The organism is Dactylosporangium sp. CA-052675 (assembly GCF_050947935.1).
Taxonomy (GTDB): domain Bacteria; phylum Actinomycetota; class Actinomycetes; order Mycobacteriales; family Micromonosporaceae; genus Dactylosporangium.
This window is the reverse complement of the sequence record NZ_CP192010.1, coordinates 1,292,615-1,316,189: the sequence shown is the minus strand read 5'-3', so window position 1 is coordinate 1,316,189 and position 23,575 is coordinate 1,292,615. Positions and strand designations below refer to the sequence as shown.

22 protein-coding genes are annotated in these 23,575 nt (G+C 73.0%); 9 read left to right on the top strand and 13 right to left on the bottom strand.

The genetic code is table 11. The features are described 5' to 3' along the window. Positions 1 to 2: 2 nt before the first annotated feature. On the top strand, positions 3 to 1,253 hold the full coding sequence (locus tag ACQP1P_RS05910) for an RNA polymerase sigma factor (RefSeq protein WP_433083859.1): 1,251 nt from the start codon (positions 3 to 5) through the stop codon (positions 1,251 to 1,253). After that, positions 1,250 to 1,714 carry a hypothetical protein gene (locus ACQP1P_RS05905; protein WP_433083857.1) on the top strand — a complete coding sequence of 155 codons (465 nt, stop codon included), beginning with the start codon at positions 1,250 to 1,252 and terminating at the stop codon, positions 1,712 to 1,714. The genes ACQP1P_RS05910 and ACQP1P_RS05905 overlap by 4 nt, the downstream gene beginning before the upstream one ends. On the opposite strand, the gene ACQP1P_RS05900 is transcribed toward ACQP1P_RS05905, so the two are convergent. From ACQP1P_RS05900 to ACQP1P_RS05890, 3 genes are all read right to left on the bottom strand, one after another. Beyond that, the gene (locus tag ACQP1P_RS05900; RefSeq protein WP_433083855.1) at positions 1,609 to 2,268 is read right to left on the bottom strand and encodes a DUF2306 domain-containing protein; all 660 of its coding nucleotides are present in this window, start codon (positions 2,266 to 2,268) and stop codon (positions 1,609 to 1,611) included. The two genes, ACQP1P_RS05905 and ACQP1P_RS05900, sit on opposite strands and share 106 nt — an antisense overlap. A 72-nt stretch (positions 2,269 to 2,340) precedes the next feature. Beyond that, positions 2,341 to 3,003: a response regulator gene (locus tag ACQP1P_RS05895; RefSeq protein ID WP_433083853.1), complete on the bottom strand. Its 663-nt coding sequence runs from the start codon at positions 3,001 to 3,003 to the stop codon at positions 2,341 to 2,343. Further along, entirely contained in the window at positions 2,975 to 4,330 is a 1,356-nt protein-coding gene (locus tag ACQP1P_RS05890) for an MFS transporter (protein ID WP_433083851.1), read from the bottom strand. The genes ACQP1P_RS05895 and ACQP1P_RS05890 overlap by 29 nt, the downstream gene beginning before the upstream one ends. A 137-nt stretch (positions 4,331 to 4,467) precedes the next feature. Between ACQP1P_RS05890 and ACQP1P_RS05885 the strand changes: the two genes are divergently transcribed. After that, positions 4,468 to 5,829 carry an FAD-dependent monooxygenase gene (locus ACQP1P_RS05885; RefSeq protein ID WP_433083849.1) on the top strand — a complete coding sequence of 454 codons (1,362 nt, stop codon included), beginning with the start codon at positions 4,468 to 4,470 and terminating at the stop codon, positions 5,827 to 5,829. Positions 5,830 to 6,007: 178 nt separating this feature from the next. On the opposite strand, the gene ACQP1P_RS05880 is transcribed toward ACQP1P_RS05885, so the two are convergent. After that, positions 6,008 to 7,471 carry a multicopper oxidase family protein gene (locus tag ACQP1P_RS05880; RefSeq protein WP_433083847.1) on the bottom strand — a complete coding sequence of 488 codons (1,464 nt, stop codon included), beginning with the start codon at positions 7,469 to 7,471 and terminating at the stop codon, positions 6,008 to 6,010. 142 nt (positions 7,472 to 7,613) lie between these two features. Here ACQP1P_RS05880 and ACQP1P_RS05875 point away from each other — a divergent pair, with 142 nt between their 5' ends. Further along, entirely contained in the window at positions 7,614 to 8,279 is a 666-nt protein-coding gene (locus ACQP1P_RS05875; RefSeq protein ID WP_433083846.1) for a permease prefix domain 1-containing protein, read from the top strand. A 61-nt stretch (positions 8,280 to 8,340) separates the two neighbouring features. Here the strand turns inward: ACQP1P_RS05875 and yidD are convergent, their stop codons facing one another. The 3 genes from yidD to ACQP1P_RS05860 form a co-directional block, all read right to left on the bottom strand. Beyond that, a complete protein-coding gene (gene yidD, locus ACQP1P_RS05870; protein WP_433083844.1) occupies positions 8,341 to 8,784 on the bottom strand; it encodes a membrane protein insertion efficiency factor YidD in 444 nt (147 codons plus the stop codon). A 242-nt stretch (positions 8,785 to 9,026) separates the two neighbouring features. Further along, on the bottom strand, positions 9,027 to 9,461 hold the full coding sequence (locus ACQP1P_RS05865; RefSeq protein WP_433083842.1) for a hypothetical protein: 435 nt from the start codon (positions 9,459 to 9,461) through the stop codon (positions 9,027 to 9,029). 147 nt (positions 9,462 to 9,608) lie between these two features. Beyond that, positions 9,609 to 10,370, bottom strand: a complete 762-nt coding sequence (locus tag ACQP1P_RS05860) for a helix-turn-helix domain-containing protein (RefSeq protein WP_433083840.1) — start codon at positions 10,368 to 10,370, stop codon at positions 9,609 to 9,611. A 67-nt stretch (positions 10,371 to 10,437) separates the two neighbouring features. On the opposite strand from ACQP1P_RS05860, the gene ACQP1P_RS05855 reads away from it, so the two are divergent. Continuing rightward, positions 10,438 to 10,974, top strand: coding sequence for a DUF4240 domain-containing protein (locus tag ACQP1P_RS05855; RefSeq protein ID WP_433083838.1), 537 nt, complete (start codon positions 10,438 to 10,440; stop codon positions 10,972 to 10,974). A gap of 250 nt (positions 10,975 to 11,224) precedes the next feature. Beyond that, a complete protein-coding gene (locus ACQP1P_RS05850) occupies positions 11,225 to 12,175 on the top strand; it encodes an AAA family ATPase (protein ID WP_433083836.1) in 951 nt (316 codons plus the stop codon). A gap of 196 nt (positions 12,176 to 12,371) precedes the next feature. On the opposite strand, the gene ACQP1P_RS05845 is transcribed toward ACQP1P_RS05850, so the two are convergent. Genes ACQP1P_RS05845 through ACQP1P_RS05835 form a run of 3 tightly spaced genes read right to left on the bottom strand, consistent with a single transcriptional unit; the run spans position 12,372 to position 15,600 of the window. Next, positions 12,372 to 12,824 carry a response regulator gene (locus ACQP1P_RS05845; RefSeq protein ID WP_433083835.1) on the bottom strand — a complete coding sequence of 151 codons (453 nt, stop codon included), beginning with the start codon at positions 12,822 to 12,824 and terminating at the stop codon, positions 12,372 to 12,374. Continuing rightward, a complete protein-coding gene (locus ACQP1P_RS05840; RefSeq protein WP_433083833.1) occupies positions 12,821 to 14,383 on the bottom strand; it encodes a sensor histidine kinase in 1,563 nt (520 codons plus the stop codon). The genes ACQP1P_RS05845 and ACQP1P_RS05840 overlap by 4 nt, the downstream gene beginning before the upstream one ends. Further along, positions 14,380 to 15,600 carry a PP2C family protein-serine/threonine phosphatase gene (locus ACQP1P_RS05835; RefSeq protein WP_433083831.1) on the bottom strand — a complete coding sequence of 407 codons (1,221 nt, stop codon included), beginning with the start codon at positions 15,598 to 15,600 and terminating at the stop codon, positions 14,380 to 14,382. Before ACQP1P_RS05835 ends, ACQP1P_RS05840 begins: the two co-directional genes overlap by 4 nt. Before the next feature lie 212 nt (positions 15,601 to 15,812). Between ACQP1P_RS05835 and ACQP1P_RS05830 the strand changes: the two genes are divergently transcribed. From ACQP1P_RS05830 to ACQP1P_RS05820, 3 genes are all read left to right on the top strand, one after another. Continuing rightward, a complete protein-coding gene (locus ACQP1P_RS05830; RefSeq protein ID WP_433083829.1) occupies positions 15,813 to 17,384 on the top strand; it encodes a Na+/H+ antiporter in 1,572 nt (523 codons plus the stop codon). Then, positions 17,381 to 17,638 carry a UBP-type zinc finger domain-containing protein gene (locus tag ACQP1P_RS05825; protein ID WP_433083827.1) on the top strand — a complete coding sequence of 86 codons (258 nt, stop codon included), beginning with the start codon at positions 17,381 to 17,383 and terminating at the stop codon, positions 17,636 to 17,638. Before ACQP1P_RS05830 ends, ACQP1P_RS05825 begins: the two co-directional genes overlap by 4 nt. Before the next feature lie 205 nt (positions 17,639 to 17,843). Next, on the top strand, positions 17,844 to 18,914 hold the full coding sequence (locus ACQP1P_RS05820) for a DedA family protein (protein ID WP_433083825.1): 1,071 nt from the start codon (positions 17,844 to 17,846) through the stop codon (positions 18,912 to 18,914). 427 nt (positions 18,915 to 19,341) lie between these two features. Here the strand turns inward: ACQP1P_RS05820 and ACQP1P_RS05815 are convergent, their stop codons facing one another. The 3 genes from ACQP1P_RS05815 to ACQP1P_RS05805 all read right to left on the bottom strand — a co-directional run bounded on the left by ACQP1P_RS05815 (position 19,342) and on the right by ACQP1P_RS05805 (position 23,504). Next, positions 19,342 to 20,697, bottom strand: coding sequence for a dipeptidase (locus ACQP1P_RS05815; RefSeq protein WP_433083824.1), 1,356 nt, complete (start codon positions 20,695 to 20,697; stop codon positions 19,342 to 19,344). Between the two features lie 1,017 nt (positions 20,698 to 21,714). Further along, positions 21,715 to 22,800 carry a M48 family metallopeptidase gene (locus ACQP1P_RS05810; RefSeq protein WP_350616341.1) on the bottom strand — a complete coding sequence of 362 codons (1,086 nt, stop codon included), beginning with the start codon at positions 22,798 to 22,800 and terminating at the stop codon, positions 21,715 to 21,717. Continuing rightward, entirely contained in the window at positions 22,797 to 23,504 is a 708-nt protein-coding gene (locus ACQP1P_RS05805) for a uridine kinase family protein (protein WP_433083822.1), read from the bottom strand. Before ACQP1P_RS05805 ends, ACQP1P_RS05810 begins: the two co-directional genes overlap by 4 nt. Positions 23,505 to 23,575: the final 71 nt, after the last annotated feature.

Below are 23,575 nucleotides of genomic sequence, written 5' to 3'. Positions count from 1 at the left end.
GGGTGAGCTCTTCCGGTACCGATGCCAGATCCGCGATCGAAGCGGTCTGGCGGATCGAGGCGGCGCGCGTCATCGCGGGCGTCGCCCGGCTCGTCGGCGACGTCGGCCTCGCGGAGGAGCTTGCGCAGGACGCCCTGGTCGCGGCGCTGGAGCAATGGCCGGCCGAGGGCGTCCCGCGCAATCCCGGGGCGTGGCTGACCACGACGGCGAAGCGGCGCGGGATCGACACCATCCGGCGGCAGCAGGTGCTGCACAAGCACCTGCCCGCCCTGGCCGGTGAGGAGCGGCTCGACGATCCGGCGCTGGAGGCGGTGCTCGAGCAGGAGCCCATCGAGGACGACCTGCTCCGGCTGATCTTCACCGCGTGCCACCCGGTGCTCAAGCCGGAGGCGCGCACGGCCCTGACCCTGCGCCTGCTCGGCGGGCTGTCCACGGACGAGATCGCGCGGGCGTTCCTGGTCCCGGACACGACGATGGGCCAGCGCATCAGCCGCGCCAAGAAGGCCCTCACCGAGGCGAAGGTCCCCTTCGAGCTGCCCACGGGCGCGGCCCGCACCGAGCGGCTGGCCTCGGTGCTGGAGGTCATCTACCTCATTTTCAACGAGGGGTACTCCGCGACGGCCGGCGACGACTGGATGCGCCCGGCCCTGTGCGGGGAGGCGCTGCGCCTCGGCCGCGTGCTGGCGGGGCTGATGCCGGCCGAGGCGGAGGTGCACGGCCTCGTCGCGCTGCTGGAGATCCAGGCGTCCCGCGCGGCCGCCCGCACGGGCCCCGGCGGCGAGCCGATCATGCTGCTGGACCAGGACCGGCGCCGCTGGGACCGGCTGCTCGTGACCCGCGGCCTGCGGGCGCTCGAGCGCGCCGAGGAGCTGGGCGGGGGCGCCTACACGCTGCAGGCCGCGATCGCCGCCTGCCACGCCCGCGCCCGCACCGCGGAGGAGACCGACTGGGCCCGGATCGCGGGGTTGTACGCCCGGCTCGCCGCCCTCGCCCCGTCGCCGGTCGTCGAGCTCAACCGCGCCGTGGCGGTCTCGATGGCGCACGGGCCGGCCGCGGGGCTGACGGTGCTGGAGCCGCTCCTGGAGGACAAGGCGCTGCGGGGGTACCACCTGCTGCCCTCGGTCCGCGCCGACTTCCTCTTCCGCCTGGGCCGCCTGGCCGAGGCCCGCGCCGAGTTCGAGCGCGCCGCGTCGATGACCCGCAACGAGCGCGAGCGAACCCTGCTGCGGTCCCGGGCCGAGGCCTGCGGATGACGTTCTGGTTCGGGCTCGAGCCCGCCGAAGACCTCACCGACGCCTGGGTCGGCGACGCCGTGGACCGGGCCTTCGACGGCCCCGCGTGGCTGCGCCCGAGATTCCCGGGCGGCCGCGAGGTGGTCCTGAGCCCGCGCCCGTCGCCGTCCGGCACGGTGACCGTGACGTCGATCCGGCGCGTCGGCGGCTCGCGCAAGCGCCTGACCGCGGACCTCCACGTGCCCCGGGCGCACCGCCACCACCGCTTCGCCCTGCTGCGCGCCGCGGTGCTGGGCCTGGCGGCCGTCGGCGCCGAGCTCGGGCTGGGCCCGTGCCCGCTGCGCCGCCCCGGCCGCGGCGTGCGCGCCCCGGATAGTCACGCCCGGGCGCGGGAGCGGGCCGAGCGGCGGATGACGATCTCGGCGACGGCCAGGTTGAGCACCCAGGCCGAGATCAGCGCCACGCTGCGCCAGGCCGGGTAGTGCGGGCCGTCCGGGTTCAGCGGGATCAGGGGCAGGCTCGTGAAGACCTGGGTGCCGGCGCCCATGGCGAGGGCGTACGCGCGGATCATCCAGGCCTCGTGCGCGTGGAAGTCGCGGCGGCGGACGGCGGCGAAGCCGAGGACGATCGAGACCAGCATGCCGATGCCCACGACGTAGCGGGCCGCGTTGGTCGCGGCGTTGTCGCCCCTCGGCAGGTCGTAGAAGGTGGTCATCCACAGGCCGGACAGGGCCACGGCCAGGCCGCAGAGCACCAGGACGCGGCCGGTGACGCGGTGCCACCGGCGGTGCCGGCGTCGCAGGTGCGGGGCGAACTGCAGGGCGCCCAGGAACGCGTAGAAGACCGCGCCGACGATGTGGACGAGGACCGGGGCCGGCATGTCGACGAAGCGGGCGTTGGCCGCGGTGCGCTCGACGCCGCCGGTCAGCTGGGCGACCCGCACGCTACCGGCCAGGGAGGGAACGAGGGCGAGCACGAACAGGCCGGCGATGATGGGCCAGTCGCGGGTGCGGCTGCGGGTGGCAACGGTCGTCATGAACACCGATGGTGGGCTCCGCGCGGGTGCGGGCGCATCGATCCATGGGCCGGGGCCGGGCCCGACCAAAGTTCAGCTGCCGGGCCGGACCCGGTTGGTCTCGTAGGCCCACATCGCGATCTCCACGCGGTTGCGCACCCCCAGCTTCAGCATGAGGGCGGTCACGTGGGACTTGACGGTGCTGAGGGTGATGAACAGCTCGTCGGCGATCTCGTTGTTCGTGCGGCCCCGCGCCACCCGGGCCAGGACCTGCTCCTCGCGCTCGGTCAGCGGCTCGATCGGCTGGCGGGGCGGGGCCGCGGGGCCGTTGTCGGCGAAGGCGCGCAGCAGGCGGGTCGTGACGCTGGGGGCGATGAGCGCGTCGCCGTTCGCGGCCGCGTGCACGGCCTGGGCGAGCAGCGCCGGGCCCGCGTCCTTGAGCAGGAAGCCGCGGGCGCCGGCGCGCAGGGCCGCGTAGACGTATTCGTCGAGGTCGAAGGTGGTGATGACGACGACGGCGAGGGGGTCCTCGACGCCCGGGCCGGCCAGCTGGCGGGTCGCCTCCAGCCCGTCCATGGCGGGCATCCGCACGTCGAGGAGGCAGACGTCGGGGCGCAGCCGGCGGGCCAGCTCCACGGCCCGGCGGCCGTCGGCGGCCTCGGCCACCACCTCGATGTCCGGCTGGGCGTTGAGGATCATCGTCAACCCGGTGCGGACGATCTCCTGATCATCCGCGACCAGCACCCGCACGCTCACCGGCCAATGCTACGGGTGGCGTCGTACCGTCAGATCCGCCGAAAGTACGACCGGCGACGGCGAGCGCGGCGAGGGCGGGGACGAGCGCGACCGTGAACGCGGCCAGGTAGGCGCCGGGGCCGGCGTCGACGAGCGCGGCGAACAGGGAGCCGCCGACGGCGAGCGCGATGGTGGTCAGCAGCGCGTCGGCGACGGCGAGGGCGGAGCTGCCCGCGCCCTGCCGGCCCGGCTCGGACAGGCGCAGCACGAGCGCCGCCGAGACCGGGGACACCAGGCCCATGCCGAAGCCGGCGAGGCACCAGCCGGCGACGACGACGGCCACCGGTACCGCCGCCGAGACGACCGCCACCGCGGACAGCACGCCGGCCGCGATGCCCGCGGCGCCGAGCCGCAGCCGGGCCGTGTCGCCGAGGCGCCGGCCCGTCCGGGCCTGCAGCCACGAGCCGGCGGACCAGAAGAGCGCGCCGACGGTGACGCTGAGCCCGGCCAGCGCCGGGCTGAGGCCGCGCTCGCGGGTGAGGATGAGCGGGATGAACACGTCGGCCTGCACGAACGCGGCCCCGGCGAGGCCGCGCAGGAGCACGACGCTGGGCAGGCCGCGGGCGGCGGCGAGGGTGCCGCGCGGCAGCAGCCGCACCCCGCACACGGCGGCGATCACGAACCCGGCCGCGAGCAGGGGCAGCGACTCCTGCCCGCCGACGTAGAGCACGAGGGCACCCACCGCCGCGCCGATCGACCACGGCACCCGCGAGGGACGCGCCTCGCCCGAGCCGCCGCGGATGTCGCGGATCCGCGGCCACACCACCGCCATCGCCGGGGCGGCCGCCAGCACCACCAGCAGGAACACCCAGCGCCAGCCGACGAGTTGCACGATCAGCCCGGCCACCGCGGGCCCGGCGACGGCGGGCAGGACCCACGCCGCCGACATCAGCGAGAACACGCGTGGATGCTCGGCGGTGGGGTAGGCGCGCCCCACGACCACGAACAGCGCCACGTTGACCAGCCCGCCGCCGAACCCCTGCACCAGGCGCCCCAGCACGAGCACCCACATGTGCGGGGCCAGCCCGGCCAGCAGCAGCCCGGCGCAGAACAGCGCCACGCCCACGGCGGCCGGGCGGGCCGGGCCCGCGCGGTCGCACCACGCGCCGGCCAGCACCATCCCGACCACGCTGGTCGCGAGGGCGCCGCCGAAGGCGAAGCCGTAGAGCGGGAGCCCGTCGAGGGCGCGGGCGACCGAGGGCATGGCGGCGGTGACCGCCACCGCCTCGAAGGCGACCAGCGTGACCAGGGTCACGAGGCCGGCCGTGAGCGTGCGTCTGTTCTCCACGCGGCCCAACCTCGCACCTCAACAGGGCTTCAGGTCAAGCGAGGTGATGATTTCAGCACTCGTTGACATCTGCGTGCGCGTATGCCAACAATCGTTTGCCAACACTTGTTGGCATCCTCGATCCAGAGGGAGAAGCCATGAGGACCGTCATCGCCGGGGCCGGCCCCACCGGCCTGCTGCTCGCCGGGGACCTGGCCGCCGCCGGCGCCGACGTGACCGTGCTGGAGCGCCGCGCCGGGGAGTCGAACCTGACCCGCGCGTTCGCCGTCCACGCGCGCACGCTGGAGCAGTTCGACGCCCGGGGCATCGCCGAGGACGTCATCGCCACCGGCACGAAACTGGCCCGGCTGCGGCTGTTCGGGCGCGTCTCGGTGGACCTGGGCGGGCTGCCGTCGCGGTACCCGTTCGTGCTCATCACCCCGCAGTACAACGTCGAACGCATCCTCGAGGAGCGCGCGCTCAAGGCCGGGGCGCGGATCGTGCGCGGCACCACGGTCACCGGCCTGCGCCAGGACGAGCACGGCGTCGAGGTGCGCACCGACGGCGGCACGTTCGCGGCGGACTGGCTCGTCGGGGCCGACGGCGCGCACAGCGGGGTGCGGGAGGCGCTCGGCCTGCCGTTCCCGGGCCGGGCCGCGGTGCGCTCCCTGATGCTCGCCGACGTCCGGCTCGCCGAGCCGCCGGCCGACGTGATCACCGTCAGTGCGGTCGGCTCCGCGTTCGCGTTCGTGGCGCCGTTCGGCGACGGGTGGCATCGCGTCTTCGCCTGGAACCGCGGGCACCAGGTCGGCGACGAGGTGCCGCTCGAGATCGAGGAGGTCCGGGCCACGGTCCGGGAGGCGTTCGGCACCGACTTCGGGATGGGCGAGTGCCGCTGGCTCTCGCGGTTCCACAGCGACGAGCGGCAGGTCGAGCGGTACCGCACCGGCCGCGTCTTCCTCGCCGGCGACGCCGCGCACGTGCACTCCCCCGCCGGCGGCCAGGGCATGAACACCGGCCTGCAGGACGCGGCCAACCTCGGCTGGAAGCTCGCCGCGGCCGGGGCGGGCTGGGCGCCGGCCGGGCTGCTCGACACCTACCAGTTGGAGCGGCACGCCGTCGGCCGGACGGTGCTGCGCTCCAGCGGCGGCCTCATCCGCCTCGCGCTGCTGAGCTCGCGCGGCGCCCGGCTCGGCCGCGACGTGCTCGGCGGGCTGGCGCTGCACGTCCCGGCGGTGCAGCGGGGGCTGACCGGCACCGTGTCCGGGATCGGCATCGACTACCCGCACGCGCCCCGCCAGGCGGACGTGGACCTCGGCGGGACGCGCCTCTACGAGCTGCTGCGCCAGGGCCGGCACGTGCTGCTCGCGCCGGAGGCTCCGGAGGGGTACGAGGACCGGCTCCTCCATGCCCCGCACGAGCGCCGCGTGCTGGTGCGCCCCGACGGGTACACGGCCTGGGCGGGCACCCAGGGAGATCTCGCGGTCGCGCTCCGCGCGCATCTCGGAGAGCCTCGGTGACGAACGACACCTAGCTCGGATGATCTCTTGACACGGGAGTCTTGATCGATGTGTCATGCCGGTCACAGGAGCGGTTCTCGTTGGGTTGCTGCCGCCGCATGGACGACACACACGGGGACGACGGAACGCTTGCGAGACGTGCCGGGCCCCGCGCCGCCACGGGGGGCCCGGCACCCTCTCACCCGTGCAGTCTCGGCCGCTGTCCCCGTTCGACCACCACGAACTGGCCCATCATGCCCTCGTCCTCGTGCTTGAGGACGTGGCAGTGGAACATGTACGCCGTCGCCGGGTCGGCGTAGTCGGCGAACCGCGCGATCACCGAGTAGCGCTGGTGCGGCGCCATGAACACCGTGTCCTTCCAGCCCGACAGCTCCGGCGGCGGGGCGTGCCCGTCCACCGTCAGCACCTGGAACTGCACGTCGTGGATGTGGAAGCTGTGCGGGGTGTCGTGGCCGTTGGAGACGTTCCACACCTCGACGGTGTCCTTGACGACGACGGCGTCGACGCGGCCCATGTCCATCCTGTCGCCGTTGATCTCGCGGCCCTGGAACGCGAACGTCCGGGTCTGCGCGGCCCGGGCCGGGTCCAGGCGCGGGATGCTCACGAGCGTCTCCGGCAGCGTGGCCGGCGTCAGGGTCGCGGCCGCCCGCAGCTGCAGGATGTCGAAGCTGTCCTGGCCGCCGTTGAAGCGGCTGCCGAGGTCGCCGCCGAGGGGCCGCTCGCTGCGCAGGGCCAGCCGCTCCCCCGGCCGGAGCGCGACCACGATCTCGGCCCGCTCGCCGACGGAGAGGCGCACGCGGCTCGTCATCGCCGGCCGCGCGAGCAGACCGCCGTCGGTGCCGACGAGGGCGAACGGGCGGTGGTCGGCGAGGGTGAAAGCGTAGACGCGCGCGGTCGAGGCGTTGACCAGGCGGAGGCGGACGAGCGCGGAGCGGACGTCGACGTACGGGCCGGGGGTGCCGTTGACGAGGATCTCGTCGCCGAGCACGCCGATGTCGCTGCCGAAGCGGGCGTCCATGGACAACTGGTCCCCGTCGAACGACTTGTCCTGCACCAGGACCGGGATGTCGTCGACGCCGTAGTCGTGCGGCAGGGCCCGCTGGGCCGGCTCGTCGTCGTCGACCAGGAACAGGCCGGCCAGGCCCCGGTACACCTGGGTCTCGGTGCGAACGCTTGGGTGGGGGTGGTACCACAGCGTCGCCGCCGGCTGGTCGACCGTCCACGCCGCCCGGAACTCCCCGCCGGTCGGGATCGGGCGGTGCGGCCCGCCGTCCATCGCGGCCGGCAGGTGCATCCCGTGCCAGTGCACGGTCGTGGGCTCGGCAAGGGCGTTGCGCACGTTGACCACGACCGGCTCGCCGCGCTTGGCCCGCAGCGTCGGGCCGAGGTAGGCGCCGTTGTAGCCCCAGGTGCGGGTCGCGCCGTGGCCGAAGTCGCGTTCGCCCGGCTGCGCCCGCAGGTCGAACACGCGCCGGCCCTGCGCGTCGACGGTCGAGGCGGCCGTCGGCGGCACCCGCAGCGGCCGGGTGAAGTCGGCGCGCACGTCCAGCGGCGGGCGGACAACGCGGTAGACGAGCGCCGCGACCCCGCCCCCGCACAGCACGAGCAGCAGGACCAGGCCGCCGAGCAGCCACTTGCGCATCGGATGTCTCCCTACATGTAGAACGGCTACATGTAGGCTGTCTTGGGTTGCGCCCGGCGCGCCAGACCCGGGACCCGAACCCGGGGAAAGGTCAGGGACAACCCGGACTGCCCGCCGCGCGCCCGGGCGGCATGCTGAGGAGGTGCTGACTGCCGGCCCCATCGACGCCTACGTCGCCTCGCTGCGCGGCGCCCTGCGCGGTCCCCGCGCGGCCAAGGCGGACCTGGTCACCGAGGCCCGCGACGGGCTCGCCGACGCCGCGGAGCGTTACGAGGCCGACGGCCTGGACCGCCTCGACGCCGAGCGGGCCGCGGTCGAGGAGTTCGGCCCCGTCGCCGCCCTGGCCCCCGAGTACCAGCGCGAGCTGGCGCTGGCCCAGGGCCGGCGCACCGCGATCATCGTGGGCGCCGCGGTGGCGCTCCAGGCGCTGGTCTCCGAGGTGGCGTGGCGGCGCGCGGCGGTGGCCTGGAGCTGGGAGCCGGGCCGCGCGTACCTGGTCCTGGCGCGCACCGTCGACTACGCCACCTACGCCGTGGTCGTGGGGGCGCTGCTGGCCGCGCTGGCGTGCGGGATCGGCAGCCGGTACGTCGACGTCGGCCGCCGGTTCGTGCGCGCGACCGGGATCGCCGCGATCACCACGGTCGCCTTCTTCGCCGTCGGCGGCGTGCTGCTCTCCGTGTTCAGCCCCACCTGGGGCCACGGGAACACCGGCGGGGCGGGCGATCTTTCGCTGGCCGCCTCCGCGATCACGTTCACGCTGCCGGCGGTGATGACCTTTTCGGGCCTGCGCTGCGTCCGTGCGTCCTAGAGCGGTCCCGGAAGCGTCCCAGAGAGCGTCCCAGAGCGTCCCAGAGCGTGCTTGAGACGCCCTACGGCACCTGGTCGACGGTGCCGCGCGGGGTCGAGGGGTTGCACCGCTTGATCCGCGCCGCGGTGAGCCGCGAGCCCTCCACGAGGCCGTAGCGCTGGACCGCTTGCAGGCCGTAGTTGCTGCACGAGGGCACCTGGCGGCACTTGATCCCCAGATGCGGGGAGACGAAGCGCTGGTACCCGCGGATCGCCGCCATCCCCGCCCGCCCCGGCCCGCCCGGGTCCCGCCGCGGGGCGCGCGAGGGCGCCGAGATCGCCATGAGCGACAGCAGCGAGCCGAGCATGATGGGGCTGCAGTCGCAGACGTCGCAGTGCCAGTCCGGCCCGCAGTCGCCGTCGTCGCGCCGCTTCTGCTTCTGGCCGCGGCTGCGGTTGTGCTGCTGCTGCGCCCGCCGGTGCCGCCGCTTGGCCCGCCAGATCCCCACGTAATCCCCCAAACCCATGCCGGCGATTGTGACCACCGCCGCCGAGACGATCAAGGATTGGTCGCGGCTCCGACACGAAAACGCACCCGGATGGCCGACTTCGCGCGGGCGGCCGGGAATGTCCGGACAGTCCCGGACACCCGGACGAAGTCGAACAACCGAGTGCGTTGTGCCGTGGCCGAAGGGTGCGGGTCGGGTGCCGGCCGGCGGGGCTGATCCGCCGGCCGGGCCGAAGCCACACCATGAGGTACCGCGGTGCCTTACTTGGACGCGATCTGGGCGTCGCCGCCGTCCGCGTGGAACTGCGTGCCCTCGGCGAACGCGGCGTCGAAGCGCTCCTGCAGGGCGCTGAGCTCGCTGAACTGGGCCTGGTGCGAGGACTCGCTGCCCTCGGCCGCGAAGACGTGGTCGTCCGAGGTCGCGTCGTGCGAGTAGTTCGTGTAGTCGTCGGACTCGTAGTGCACGGCCGCCGGCGCGTCGTACTCGACGTGGTGACCCTGCGCGAAGTCCGTCGACTCGGCGTTGTGGTGGTCCTCCTCGTAGACGCCGAACTGCGACTGGGCGTCGGCCTCGGAGCCCTGCGCCTGGTGCAGCTGGTCCAGCGAGCCGTGCTCCTGACCGGCGTCGTACTGGCCGTAGTCGACCTCGTGGCCGCCGCCGTCGTAGCCCGTGTCGCCGGTGTCGTAGTCGCTCATGGTGCGCTCCCCTTGGAAGGTTGTGGTGTGTGGCCTTGCATGAAGAACGTTACGGTCGCGGCCACCGCCTCGAATCCCGGAAACGTGCCACCACTCGCCGTCGTCATTGGCGTCGTTTTCTGGGATTTTTTCCTGACCCGGCATCGATCAGGCGCGGCGCAGAGCCTCCGCGGTCGCCGGGTCGGCGGGGAAGAACGACTCGATCGCCAGCTCCTCGACCGTCACGTCGTGCGGGGCGCCGATGACCGCGGTGATGCCGAAGAGGCGCAGCTCCTCGCCGCCGAGCCGGATGCGCAGCGGGACCACGACGTCGTGCGGGGCGGCGGGGGCCTCTCCCCCGGGGTACCCCTGCAGCTCCTGGAGCAGGTCGCGCAGTGCGGGGTCGCCCGTCGCCGCGATCTGCCGGCGCAGGCGCGCGAACAGGTGCCCGCGCCACTGGTCCAGGTTGACGATCCGCGGCGCGAGCCCCTCCGGGTGCAGCGACAGGCGCAGCACGTTGACCGGGCCGCGCAGCAGGTGCTCGGCCGCGCCCCCGGTGAGGCGCAGCAGCGACCCGTTGGCCTCGAGCAGGTTCCAGCCGCGGTCGACCACGACGGCCGGGTAGGGCTCGTGCCCGGTCAGCACCTGCCGCAGCGAGGCCCGGATCTGCCGCAGCGCCGGCCCGTCGAGGCCGTGCTCGGGGTAGGCGGGCGCGTAACCACCGGCCAGCAGCAGGGTGTTGCGCTCGCGCAGCGGCACGTCGAGGTGCTCGGTCAGGCGCAGGATCATCGCGCTGGTCGGCCGCGCCTTGCCGGTCTCCACGCAGCTCAGGTGCCGGGTGGAGACCTCGGCCTGGTTGGCCAGCTCGAGCTGGCTGAGCCGCCGCCGCTCCCGCCACTGCCGCAGCAGCACCCCCACCCGCTCGCTCATGGGCGCAGCCTAGGGCGGGCCGCGCGCCGTTTCCAGCGGCTGCGCTGTCGTGCAAGACTTGCCTGCCGTGGACAGCGATACTTTCTGGTCGATCATCGACGGTGCTCGGTCCGCCGCCGGGGACCGCGTCACCCCGGGCTTCGCCGAGCGGTTCACGGCCGCGCTGCGGATGCGCCTGGCCACCCTCGACAAGAGCGAGCTGCTGGACTTCGACGCCCACCGCACCCGGCTGCAGGCCCGGGCCAACTCCTCGGCCATGTGGGCGACCGGCCGGGTGGTGGCCCGCTACGCCGACGCGTTCGTGGACGGGCTGATCGCGCGCGGCCGCGACACCTACGAGCGCGCGGTCGCCGACCCGGACGCGCTCGCCGACGACCCGGTGGTGCGGGCCGTGGCCGCGGGCGATCTCGCGGCGCACGAGCTGGCCCCGCGGGAGGTCGAGGACCTCGCCGAGGAGCTGTACGGCGAGACCGACGACTACCCGATGCTGCTGCGCGCCCGGACCGGGCAGGTCGCCCCGCTCGTCGAGGACGACTGGGACGACGATGACGACGACGAGGTACGCAAGCACCTGCCGAAGATCGCCGCGCTCTTCCTCAGGTAGCCGTGCTCGTCCCAGGTAGTCCGGAGCGCTTCGGCGCCCGCTCGCGTCCGCCGAGCACCGCCGGTCCCCGGGCGACGGCGTCGTGGCCAGCTCCATGACCGCCACATCGCCGTCCGGGGTGTCCTCCGGTTTACCGACCAGGGCGCCCGTTCGGGCGAATCCCTTCGGTACCGGCTGGGTAGCACGACGAAAAGGCCTGCACCAGGAGCGTGTTAGGCTCGCGACGCCTCACTACCTGGAGAGTTTGCGCATGAGCAATCACCGGTCGGTCGTCATCAACGGAGACCTCGGCAGCGGCAAGTCCACCGTCTCCGTCGAGCTCGCGAGCCGGCTCGGTCTGCGCCGCATCAGCGTCGGCGACATGTACCGGGAGATGGCCCAGCGCCGCGGCATGACCGCGCTGCAGCTCAACCTCCACGCCGAGCTGGACGACGCGATCGACAGCGCCGTGGACAGCCTGCAGACCGAGATCGCCCAGTCGGGCGAGCAGCTCATCGTCGACAGCCGGCTGGCCTGGTTCTTCTTCCACGAGGCGTTCAAGGTCCACCTCATCACCGAGCCGAACGAGGCCGCCCGGCGCGTGCTGGCCCGCCCGCACTCCGAGGTGGAGAACTACGCGTCGCTGGACGAGGCCAAGCGCAACCTGCACAGCCGCAGCGAGAGCGAGCGGATGCGGTTCCTGACGCGGTACGGCGCGGACAAGTACCGCCTGCGCAACTACGACCTCGTCGCCGACTCCACCCGCGCCAACCCCGACCAGGTCGTCTCGGCCGTGCAGGCCGCCTTCGAGGGCCGCCTGGGCACCGACATCCTGCGCGAGCGCCCGCCGCTGCTGCTGCTCGACCCGATGCGCATCTACCCCACGCGCGAGATCGACTTCGCGGACGGGACCCTCGCGCAGGAGCTGGCCGGCGCCGCCCCCGAGGACCTGGAGCCGCTGACGATCGGCCACAGCGGCCAGGACTACTACGTGATCGACGGCCACCGCCGCCTGAGCGCCGCCGTGCAGAACGGCGTGCACCTGGTGACGGGCAGCCTGCTCGCGGAGAGCGAGGAGCCGGTGACGAACCGCCTCAGCGCGAACGACTACTTCCGCACGCACGTGACGTCCTCGGTGATCGAGGCCTGGGAGCGGGCGCACGGGATCGAGCTGCCGGTGCCGACGCACAACCCGGCCGAGGTGCACGCGGCCAACCAGTAACGCTTTCGCACACCGCGCGGCGGCCCGGGCCCCTTCGAGGGACGCGGGCCGTTCGTCATGTCCGTGGACGACCGTTGGTCATGTCCGCGGACGACACAGCAGCACCTTCGGACACGGCGGGCTCTTCCGCCGCATCCGAAAAGTCCGAAATGTCGGGGCGCGCAGCGCCGACATTTCGCGCCAAACCCCTACGAACTCAGCCCCGCGGCGGCAGCTTGACCACGCTGACGAAGAACTCGTCGATCTGCCGGACCACCGCGATGAAACTGTCGAAGTCCACGGGCTTGGTGACGTACGCATTGGCGTGCAGCGAATAACTGCGCAGAATGTCCTCGTCCGCCTGCGAGGTCGTCAGCACCACGACCGGAATGCGCCGCAGATCCTGGTCCTCCTTGATGACCTGCAGCACCTCCCGCCCGTCCACGCGCGGCAGGTTCAGGTCGAGCAGGATGAGATCGGGCCGGGTCGCGTCGGCGAACTTGCCCTCGCGCCGGAGGTACGCCAGCGCCTCCTCCCCGTCCTGCACCACGTTGAGCTTGTTGCGGACCTTGTGCTCCTCGAACGCCTCCTGCGTCATGAGCACGTCGCCCGGGTCGTCCTCGACCAGCAGCACCTCGATCGGCAGGGACGCTTCCACGGGCGCGGTCATGCGGGAGACTCCTCTAGAGCGGGAACGGCTGCGGGCAGCGTAAACCGGAACAGCGTACCTTCGCGCGGCGAGGGATCGATCCAGATCCGCCCGCCGTGATACTCGACGATCTTCTTGGCGATCGCGAGGCCGATGCCGGTGCCGGGGTACGTCTCCTTGGCGTGCAGCCGCTGGAAGATCACGAAGACCTTGTCGGCGAACTCGGGCTCGATGCCGATGCCGTTGTCCTCGACGCTGATCTCGAACTCCCCGTCGCCGGCCGTGCTGGCGATCACGATCCGCGGTGGCACGTCGGGGCGGCGGAACTTGATCGCGTTGCCGATGAGGTTGCTGAACAGCGCGCCGAGCAGCGGCTCCTCGCCGCGCACGACGGGCAGGTCGGTGAAGATGATCTCGGCGCCGGTCGCCTCGCGCTGCGCGTCGAACTGCGCGGCCGCGTCGGACACCACCTTGTTCAGGTCGACCTCGGTGAACCCGCTGGTCAGACGGCCGATGCGGGAGAACGCGAGCAGGTCGTTGATGAGCCGCTGCATGCGCTGCGCCCCGTCGACGGCGAACCCGATGTACTGGTCCGCGCGCTCGTCGAGCTGCCCGGAGTACCGCCGCTGCAGCAGCTGGCAGAAGCTCGCCACCTTGCGGAGGGGCTCCTGGAGGTCGTGGCTGGCCACGTACGCGAACTGCTCGAGGTCCCGGTTGGACCGGGTGAGCTCGGCCGCCTGCTGCTCCAGCATGCGGTTGGCCTCCTCGACGAGCCGCCGCGCCTCCAGCACGTCCGTGAGGTCGGCGTTGATCCGCCGCCGCATGGTGTCGACGTCGTCGGCCAGCGCCGTCAGCTCCGGAGGACCGAAACTGCGGATCTGGTACTCGTAGTCGCCGCCCGCCACCCGCCGCACCTCGCCGGCCAGGTCGGTGACGGGGCGCGTGACCAGCCGTCGCAGGAGCAGCGCCAGCGCCACGCCGGCCAGGACGACCACGACGGCGGCGAAGATGAGCAGCAGTACGAGCACGTTGCCGGTGGTGCGCACCTGCCCGGCGACCTCGTCACGCCGCGTGACGATCTGCCCCGAGAGCGCGTTGATGCGCCCGGCGGCGTCGTTGTAGACGGCCCGCGCCTGGTCGGTCGGGGCGGCCGTCTCCGGGTTCACGCCGCTTGCCCGCGTCTGGGTGATCAGCGGCTCCGTGACCTCGCGGCGGTACCGCGCCGTCGCCACCGCGATCCCGTCCACGGTGCTCAGCAGCTTGGGCTCGTCCGCCAGCAGCTGCCGGGTGTCGGCGAGGATCGCGGCCTCCTGGCCCTGCGCGTCGCGGTAGTTGTCGAGATCGGAGTCCTTGCCGGTGACCAGGAACGTGCGGACGCTGGACTGCTGGCGCAGCAGCTGGGAGTACAACCGCTCGGCATTGACGAGCGCGGGCGTGAGGCGGTCCAGCACCTGCTCGGTCTCGCTGCGGTTGGCCGCGGCCGTCGCGGTGGCGCTGGCCGCGATCAGGACGAGCAGGCCGGCGACGACCGCGCACAGTGCGGTGATGCGCCGCCACAGCGACCAGTTGGAGGGGGTCATGAAGTCCTCGAGGGAGTCAGCACGAGCACGGCGATGTCATCCTGCACCGGCCCGCCGTTGTGGGCCTCCGCCTGCAGCGTGAGCCAGCCGGGCAGGTCACGGGGCTCGGCGCGGATCGGGCTGTCCAGCACGCGGCACAGCCCATCGACGCCGAGACGGTCGCCCGGCGCCGCGTCCGGGCCGGCCGAGCCTTCGATCAGCCCGTCGGTGTACAGCAGCAGCGACCACTGCCCCGGCGGGCCCAGCGGAATCTCGGCGGGCGGCCGCGGCATCCCCGGGATGACGCCCAGGACCAGGCCCGGGTCGACGTCGCACGGGACCGCGCGGTCCCCGGAGATCAGGATCGGCGGCGGGTGGCCGGCCAGGCGGATGCGGGCGATCCCGGCGCGCAGGTCGACCGTCGCGACCGCCACGGTGGCGAACAGCTCGTCGGTGCGGCGCTCGGCGACGAGGACCTGCTCCAGCGAGTCGAGGATCTGCTCCTCCGGCACCCCGGCCAGCACCAGGGCCCGCCAGGCGACCCGCAGCGCCACGCCGAGCGGCGCCTCGTCGACGCCGTGGCCGCAGACGTCGCCGATGAGCAGGTGCAGGCGGCTGCCGTCGTCGACCCCGATCGCGTCGAAGAAGTCGCCGCCGAGCAGGGCCCGGTCACGGCCGGGGCGGTAGATGCTGAAGAGGTCGGCGGGCACATTGCGCATCAGCGGCTGCGGGAGCAGGCCGCGCTCGAGCCGGGCCGACTCGGCCTGGCGCAGCTCGGACTCGCGCAGGAGCCGGGCCTGCTCGTCGGCGCGCTTGCGCTCGACCGCGTAGCGCACCGCGCGGGCCAGGCCGGCGCCGTCGACCGTCCCCTTGACCAGGTAGTCCTGGGCGCCCTCGGCCACGGCCGCGGTGCCGAGGTGCTCGTCCTCCAGCCCGGTGAGCACGCAGACCGCGGCGCCCGACACGTGCTGCAGCACCTGGCGCAGCCCGTCCAGGCCGCTCGCGTCGGGCAGCCCGAGGTCGAGCAGGATGCAGTGCACGTCGCGGAAGCGGGGCCGCGCCTCGCGCATGGTCTGCGCGATCTCGACGTCGAACGGCGCGTCGGCCTCCGCGAGCAGCTCGCGGACCAGGAACGCGTCGCCGGGGTCGTCCTCGACCAGCAGCACGCGGATCCGCTCGCCGGCGATCGGTCCGATGCGCCGGTGGCGAAGATCCACGGTCGTGCTGACGTCGGCCATGCTCACACCGGCCCGGAGGGCAGGAGTATTTGCCGCGCGGCACACATGAGGACGATCCTCCCCTAGATCACGGCTTACTGCATGTGCGGGTGCAGTCTCTCAGGCCCGGGCGGGCTCGCGCACGCGCCGGTCACCCGCGCCGTTCGGCGACCCGCCCTGTGGCGCCCGTCACTCGTAACGGCGGTGAGCGGCGGCGTGGATAAGCTTCGCCCGTGCACGGGCTCGGGAACATCGTCGGACTCATCGCGGTCGTGGTCGCGACCTCGGTCCTCGCGCGCCGCATCGGCGTACTGTCGCCGATTCTGCTGGTCGTCGTCGGCATCGTGATCTCGTTCGTCCCGGGGCTGCTCGAGATCGAGCTCGATCCCGAGGTCGTGCTGATCGGCATCCTCCCGCCGATCCTCTACGTGGCGGCGCTGGAGACCTCGGTGCCGGCGTTCAAGTTCAACCTGCGGCCGATCCTGCTGCTCGCGGTCGGGCTCGTGCTGTTCACCACAGCCGCCGTGGGGTTCACGCTCAAGATGCTGCTCCCGGCCGTACCGCTGGCCGCCTGCTTGGCACTGGGCGCCGTCGTCGCGCCGCCCGACGCGGTCGCGGCCACGGCCGTGGCGAGGCGCATCGGGCTGCCCCGGCGCGTGGTCACCGTCCTGGAGGGCGAAAGCCTCATCAACGACGCGAGCGCCCTGGTCACGCTCCGGGTCGCGGTGGCCGCGGCGGTCGGCGAGGCGGTCGACGGCTGGTCGATCACCGAGCAGGCCTCCATCGCGGTCATCGGCGGCGTCGCGTTCGGCGTGGCCGGCGGGCTGCTCATCGGATTCGTGCACAAGCGGGTCAGCAACCCGCTCATCGACAACGCGGTCTCGCTGCTCACGCCCTGGGTGGTGTTCCTGCCGGCCGAGTCCGTGCACGCCTCCGGGGTCGTCGCGGTCGTGGTCTGCGGCCTGTCCCTGGGCCACCGCATGCCGACCCTGATGTCGGCGGCCTCCCGCCTGCAGATGGACGCCTTCTGGCGGATGGTGAAGTTCCTGCTCGAGGGGGTCGTGTTCCTCCTCGTGGGCCTCCAGCTGCGCGCCCTCATCGCCGACGTGGAGCGCTCGTTCGCGTTCACCGCGGGCGCCCTGGCCGCCGTGGTCGGCGTGGTGATCGTGGCGCGGATCGTGTGGCTCTTTCCGACGACGTACCTCGCCCGGCTCATCCCCAGCGTCCGCCGCCGCGACCCGTCGCCCTCGCTGGCCGCCCCGGCCGTCATCTCCTGGGCGGGCATGCGCGGGGCGGTCACCCTCGCCGCGGCGCTCTCGCTGCCGGCGACGCTCGCGGACGGGATGCCGTACCCTCGCGGCCTCTTCGTCATCCTCGCCTTCGGCGTCATCGTGGCCACGCTGGTCCTGCAGGGCGCGACCCTGCCGACGGTCGCGCGCTGGCTCAAGGTGCCCGGCGACGATCGGACCGAGGATGCCCTGGCGGAGGCGTCGGTACAGCACGAGGCCACCCGAGCCGGCAAGAACCGCCTCGAGGAGATCGCCGGCGACGCGCCCGAGGGTGTCGTGGAGCGGCTGCGGCAGATGGCCCTGTCCCGCTCCAACATGGCCTGGGAGCGCCTGGGCCGCTCGGACCGGGAAACGCCGTCCGCCGCCTACGCCCGCCTGCGCCGCGAGATGCTGAGCGCGGAGCGGGAGGTTTTCCGCAAGGCCCGCGACTCGGGGAGAATCCCGGAGGAGACGTTGCGCCAGGCGCAGCGCGACATGGACCTGGAAGAGTCACTGCTTGAGCGGGGGGATCTGTGACCTGCGTGCATCTGGAAGCGGCCGAGAAGGTTGAGCCGCCGGCGGTGGACGGCTGCCCGGAGTGCAAGGAGGGCGGGTTCACCGACTGGGTGCATCTGCGCCAATGCCTCACGTGCGGCCACGTGGCCTGCTGCGACTCGTCGCCGCGCCGCCACGCGACCCAGCACTTCCTGGTCAGCCACCACCCGGTGATGCAGTCGATCGAGCCCGGCGAGTACTGGCGCTGGTGCTTCGTGCACGAATCCCTCGGCTAGGGGGTTCCCCCGGTCGGCCGACGGCTTTCGTGCACACCTTCCCACCTGCGGGTATGCGTGTTCTCAGCCATTTCAAAGGAGATGCGGGACACAATCGTGGTCAGTTGGGCATGCAGTGGGGTGCAGCCGTGTTGCCATGGTCAACGGGGGATCTCTCACACGGGGTAAAGGGGCAGGCCATGGCGAGTCCGGAATGGTGAGCGCGGTGCTGGACCTGGTGTCCGCGCCGGGCGTGCTCTATGCCACGGTTCTCGTCCTGCTGACCATCGACGCCTTCATTCCGGTCGTGCCCGCCCAGGCCCTCATGATCGGCGGCGGCATCCTCTCCGCCTCCGGCCACGTGCAGCTGCTGCTCCTCGTCCTCTCCGGCGCCGCCGGCGTCATCGCGGGCGACCTGCTGGCCTTCGCGGTCGGCCGCCGCCTGGCCCGCCGCGGCGAACGCCGCCGCCGCGAACTGCCCCGCCGCGCCGCCAAGGTCACCGCAAGGCTGAACGAGGCGATGCAGCGCCACATCTTCCTCGCGGTCCTCTTCTGCCGCTTCGTGCCCGCGGGCCGCATGGTCACCGCCCTCTACGCGGGCCGCAACGGCGTCTCGACCCGCCGCTTCGCCACCTACGACGTGGTGGCGGCCACGCTCTGGGCCACGTACGGCGCCCTCCTCGGCCACTTCGGCGGCGAGGCCATGGCCGACTCGTCCTGGCTGCCACTGCTGCTGATCGCCGCCGCGGCCCTGATCTTCGTGGCCGGCGCACCGCTGCTGGGCCTGGCCGGTCGCCTGAACAAGGGCAAGGCCACCACCGAGCCGGCCCTCCTTGCCCAGCCCGCCGTCGCGGCTCTGACCACGCTCGGCGAGTCCGCCGCTCTCAGCGCCCTCGGCCAGCCCACCGCCCTCGGCCAGCCCGCCGCTCTCACCGCCCTCGGCCAGCCCGCCGCTCTCACCGCCCTCGGCCAGCCCGCCGCCCTCGGCCGGCCCGCCGCTGGTGCCGCGCTCGACGAGCCCGCCGCCGGGGTGCCCGCCCAGGTCACGCGGGTCACCCAGCGCGCGGCCGCTCAGCCGCTGGGCCTGGTGAACCGCCTCCGCCGCCGCAACGCCTCCACCGAGTCCGAGGCCGCGACTCCGCGCCGCCAGCGCATCTGCCGCCGGCGCTCGGCGATGGAGACCCTGGCCGCGGTCGAGCCCTTGGCCGCCATCGAGGTCATGGCAGCCGCCGAGGCCGTAGCCGCCGCCGAGTCGGTGGTGGTCCAGGTGAACGGCCTGGAGTCAGCGGCCCAGTAGCAGGTCACGCCGGGACATCGCCACGGCCGGCCCGCACCCCACCGCCGCGTGCGCACCCTCGCAGAAACTTCGCGGACCGAGCCCATCCCTCCGACCTCGGCCGTGTTCCTCCGCGAAACCTCGATCGGGCACCGCTCCTCCTGAGACCAGCGCCGACTCACGCGACCACCTCAGCCACATGCGCCCCCGCACTCGCGAACTCATTCCGGCGCCTCAAGACGAGTCCCCCACCCCGCGAACCGGAAAGCATCTCGGGGGCCCGCCCTCGTGGACTCCGGCCAACCGAATTCCGTTGCGCTCCCACCGCCCCGCGAAAAGTCCGACACTTCGTGATCGGACTTTTCGGATTTATACCCTGACGGGGTACGTGGGTGATGCAAAGGAAATGCCCGACTCGATGCCGAGCCGGGCATTTCGCGACAAGGGTTCAGGCGGCCAGCCGAGCAACCTTCGACAGCAGCAGCGCCTCGGCGATGCACACGCGCTCGAACTCGGCGAGGTGCAGGCTCTCGTTCGGCCCGTGCGCGATCGTGTCCGGGTCCTCGACGCCGGTCACGAGGATCGCGGCCTTCGGGAACAGCTCCTGGAACGTGGCGATGAAGGGAATCGAACCCCCGATGCCCATGTCGACCGGCTCCGCCCCGTCCCACGCGGCCGCGAACGCCTCGCGCGCCGCGTCGTACGCGGGTCCGGTCGCATCGATCGAGCACGGCTCGCCGAGCTGCTCGAGCTCGACGGTCACGCGGGCACCCCAGGGCGCGTGCTTGCGGAGGTGGTCGGTGACGGCGTCGTACACCCGCTGCGCCGAGTCCCCGGGCGCGATCCGCACGCTGAACTTCGCCTTCGCCCGCGGGATCAACGCGTTCGGCGCGCCCGACGTGGCCGGCGCGTCGATGCCGAGAATCGAGATCGACGGGCGCGTCCAGAGCCGTTCGACCAGGCGGCCGGTACCGATGAACTGCACCCCTTCGAGCATGCCCGCCTCCTCGCGGAAGCGCTCCTCGGGATAGTCGAGCGGCGCCGAGTGCGTGCGCAGCAGTCCTTCGACGGCCACGTCCCCGGCGTCGTCGTGCAGGCTGGCGATGAGGCGCGACAGCGAGATGAGCGCATCGGGCACCGCACCGCCGAACATCCCACTGTGCACAGCATTGTCCAGCACTTGTACTTCCACGAAGCCGTTGACGATCCCGCGCAGCCCCGTCGTGAGCGCCGGCTGGCCGACGGCCCAGTTGCCGGAGTCCGCGATCACGATGACGTCGGCGGCGATATCGTCGCGATACTCGCGGAGCAGGTCCTCGAGCGACTCGGACCCGTACTCCTCCTCGCCCTCGATGAACACCACCACCCCGACGGGCAGGTCGTCCCCGAACGCGCGCAGCGCCGCGACGTGCGCCATGACCCCGGCCTTGTCGTCGGCGACCCCGCGCCCGTAGAGGCGCCCGTCCCGCTCCACCGGCTCGAACGGGTCGCTCTTCCACTGCCCGAGATCCCCGACGGGCTGCACGTCGTGGTGCGCGTACAACAGCACGGTAGGCGCCCCGGCCGGCGCCGGCTTGCGCCCGATGACCGCCGGCTGCCCACCCTTGCGCACGATCCGCACATCGGGCAGCCCGACCCCACGCAGCAACTCCGCAACGGCCTCGGCCGAGCGCTCGACGTGGCTGTGGTCGAATCCGGCAAACGCAATGCCGGGGATCCGGACGAGCGCCTCCAGATCGGCGCGCACACCCGGCATCTCCCGCCGGATCGCGGCGCGAAGCTCTTCCTCGGTTCGCACTGTCATACGGAGAACTTACTGCCCACCGCCCACGCCCGCCCCCGCCGCCCCGCTTCGCGACTCCCTGCCTCCCGCCCCCGCCACCCCGCTTCGCGACTCGCTGCCTCCCGCCCCCGCCACCCCGCTTCGCGACTCGCTGCCTCCCGCCCCCGGGACCCTGCTTCGCGACTCCTGCCTCCCGCCCCCGGCACCCCGCTTCGCGACTCACTGCCTCCCGCCCCCGGCACCCCGCTTCGCGACTCACTGCCTCCCGCCCCCGGCACCCCGCTTCGCGACTCACTGCCTCCCGCCCCCGGCACCCCGCTTCGCGACTCACTGCCTCCCGCCCCCGGCACCCCGCTTCGCGACTCACTGCCTCCCGCCGCCGCGACCCTGCTTCGCGACTCCTACCTCCCGCCCCCGCCACCCTGCTTCGCGACTCCCTGCCGTCACCCCCGAACCACCACACAAGCCAGATCAGCAGACCCGCATCGAACGGACCCGAGCCTCGATCTCACCCGCCTCTGGGGCGCGCTGCGATGCGAGCAGATGGTCGACCCGCGGAGTCTCACGCCGGCGACCACCCACCCACCCCGCGGGCGTCCCATCAGTAGCTCGCCGCGGCGAGCCCAGAACGCTCGACTTACGCACGCTCCCGGAACCCATCCCCTGGTGAGCCCTCACCCAGATCCCGTTCTCCACGCGCGATGACCGCCCGGTGCGCTGATGCACCGAGCACACCACGTCGAACGCCGCTCTCCACGCGCGTGACCTCAACGCCGACACCCCGGCTCCGGCACCCGGCTCGTCTCCGGCAGGCACCGTCGTCGTTCGACGCAGCCCGCCTGCGCGAACCCCCGGCCACCCCGGCGCATCACGGCATCGCAGAACCCACGGCCCCGCCGGAGCCGCTCGGTTCATCCCGCTGCGTGAGGTCGCGAACGCGGAGGGCGCCTGCAGCGGCGTCCGGATGCCTGGCCATCGGCCGGATAACCGGGTGACGTCGCATCCCGCCGGACGCACCCGGCCAACGGCCCGACCGCCCTACGATTCGGCCGTCCTGGTATCCCCTCCGTCCGAGCCGTCGCCCCGCATCCAGCCCCGCATCCGCCCGGCCCCGGCACCGACCCAGCCGCCGACGTCCGCCGCCCCGTCCCCGAGCTTGCGCAGCAGCGACACCAGCGGGTCCTGCGACCGGCTGAACGCCTGCCGGTACGAGGCCGCCGCCGCCTTGATCTCCTCGCTCACCGACGCGTTTCCGTCGTCCTCGCGCCGCGGGTAGTCGCCGGACAGAATCCGCTGGTACTCCCCGCTGTCGATCCAGGCCCGCACCTCGGCCGCCCGCGCGACGGGCATCGGGTGCGACCGCGCGGTCACCATCCGAATCTTGATCAGGCTGTCGCGCAGGTCCCCGGCCCGGTCGAACTCGGCCGCCTGCTCCAGGAACGCCGTCGTGTCGACCTCGGACAGGTCCCCGCCGCCGGCGAGCTTCATCGCCAGCCGCAACGAGGCGGCCGGGTCCTGGCAGGCGAGCAGCCCCGCGCGGTCGGCGGAGAGCTCGGCCTTGCGCCACCACTCCATCAGCGCCGCGACGATCGCCCGCAGCACCATCGACCCGACCGGCAGCCAGGCCAGCCGGACCGCCCAGTCCGTCAGGATCATGACCATCGTCCGGTACACCGCGTGCCCGCTCACCAGATGCCCGAGCTCATGCCCGAGCATGCAGCGCAGCTCGTCGTCGTCGAGCAGTTCCACGGAGCCCGAGTTCACCACGATGAACGGCTTCGACATGCCGATACACATGCCGTTGATGGACCGGTCCTGCTGCACGAACAGCTCCGGCAGCTCGGCCAGGTCCAGCGAGGCCGCCGCCTCGGCGAGCAGCCGGTGCACCCGCGGATACTGCCGGTGGTCGACCCGGATCGCGTTGCCGAGGAACTGCAGCCGCCACGCCCGCTCGTTCCACAGTGCGTGCAGCGACTTGAGCACGTCGTCGAATCCGCGCAGCTCACGCAGCGCCACCAGCGCGCCCCGGTCCGCCGGATGCTCCCAGGCCCGGGAACTGATCCCGGTCAGCACCACCCGCCGCCGCGCCGGAGGATTCCCGCTCTGCGCCTCGTCAGTGCTCATTCGCTCCACTCCTCCCCGTCCGGCCTGCTCTCCGGATCGTCCTCCAGTGTTGCGCGGGCCGTCCACCCGCTCGGGACGGCGATGTACTCATTTTCGGGATCATGGCCCTCCTCCGGCGCCCCATCGACCAGTACATCCATGGCGATTTCGGTCGGATCCGCGGCGAAGTGCTCGTCCTCGGCGGCCATCCAGCGCTCCCACTCGGCCCGCAACCCCTCGCCGTCGCGCTCCAGCCCGCGCCGCAGCCGAAGCCCCCGCGGCGCCTTGACCAGCACGCCCAGCGTCAGGAACGGCCGCATCGCCATCGACCCGCTGCCCACCCCCTCGACCACGAGCACATCCGGCGGCTCGACCGGCGTCCATTCGTCCACGAGCCGCTCGATCCCCCAGTCGTACCGCCGGTAAGCCCCCGCCTCCCCCCGTCCCAGCGGTTCGAGGACCCATTCCCGCATCCGCGGCTGCCAGGCGAGCAGCTTCGCCCACCCGTCCAGGAAGTCATCGGTGTGCAGCACCGTCACCCGCCGCGCCGTGCGCTCGGTCCCGTCGCCGTTCTCCCCGCCCTCCCCGAGCGCCCGAGCCAGCCGCCCGGCGAACGTGGTCTTCCCGGACCCGGCCCGCCCGTCGACCCCCACGACGCGGACGGCCCCCAACCGGGCCGGCCGGCTCAGCACCGACTCGGCCAACGCCCGATACGTCCTCACCATTACTCCCCCGTCCTCGACCACGCCGCCCGCCACCGACGCGGAAACCCGCTGCCTAACCGCCCGACTCATCG